Source organism: Streptococcus sp. HMSC076C08 (genome assembly GCF_001810825.1).
In the GTDB taxonomy this organism is placed as follows: domain Bacteria; phylum Bacillota; class Bacilli; order Lactobacillales; family Streptococcaceae; genus Streptococcus.
On sequence record NZ_KV802736.1, the window covers coordinates 240481 to 240823 of the forward strand.

At 44.9% G+C, this 343-nt stretch carries 1 pseudogene; it reads right to left on the reverse strand.

The features are described 5' to 3' along the window. Positions 1-343, reverse strand: a pseudogene (locus HMPREF2766_RS10155) (cell wall anchor protein); the annotation flags it as partial.

A 343-nucleotide genomic window follows, 5' to 3' on the forward strand; every position in this document is an offset into this window, starting at 1 on the left:
TAGGGTAGCGATTAAATCTGAGCGAACTTTTGCTGCTTCTTCCGCCGCTTCCTTGTCCGCTGCAGCCAGTTTAGCTTGGTCTTGACTTGAGAAATCTTCTTGGCTCGTCGCTTCGGCTGGTGTCACCTGGTCACTGTCTTCTGCTAAGAAATCATCTAACAAATCTGACGCTTCGATATCGCCTTCCTCGATAGCTTTCAAGATGCCGTCTTTGCCAATCACTTCTTTAGCCGCCTTAATCGCTGCTTCCTTATCAGTGATAGTAGCATCTTTGTTGATGTCATCGATGGTTGATTTTTCAATTTTTTCTAGTGTAGCGATTAAATCTGAGCGAACTTTGGCT